Genomic DNA, 551 nt, shown 5'->3' on the forward strand with positions numbered 1-551 from the left:
CGGTGTTGGTGCGGCGTTGCTGAACGCGCGGCGCACGCATGCGGATTGGCGCAGGCAGATCTTGAATCAGAGCTGATGCATCGTATTCCGACACAGGAATGGTGTGTTCGATGTATTCTTCAATCGCAGGCAAGTTGATTGCGTATTCTTCACACGCAAAGCTGATTGAGTGACCGCTCGCGCCCGCACGACCCGTACGACCAATGCGGTGTACGTAATCCTCACAGTCGTCAGGAAGGTCATAGTTGAATACGTGTGTTACTTGAGGAATGTGTAGACCACGGGCTGCAACGTCAGTCGCAACAAGAATGTCGACATCACCTTTAGTAAATTGCTCAAGAATCTTTTCACGTTTCTTTTGTGGAACATCACCTGTTAATAGGCCAACGCGGTGACCATCTGCCGCCAAGTGGCCCCAAACTGACTCACATTTATGTTTGGTGTTCGCAAACACGATTGCGCGATCTGGCCACTCTTCTTCAATCAGAGTTTGAAGTAGAGCCATCTTGTCTTCATTAGATGGGTAGAACAGCTCTTCTTGGATACGGTGA

1 protein-coding gene is annotated in these 551 nt (G+C 49.7%); it reads right to left on the bottom strand.

Annotation, left to right across the window (positions count from 1 at the left end; all coding sequences use genetic code 11):
* Window positions 1-551: helicase-related protein (locus R7P64_RS24545; RefSeq protein WP_318124241.1), on the bottom strand; the 551-nt coding region annotated here is incomplete at both ends.

This window comes from Vibrio sp. 2304, assembly GCF_033339475.1.
Classification (GTDB): domain Bacteria; phylum Pseudomonadota; class Gammaproteobacteria; order Enterobacterales; family Vibrionaceae; genus Vibrio; species Vibrio alginolyticus.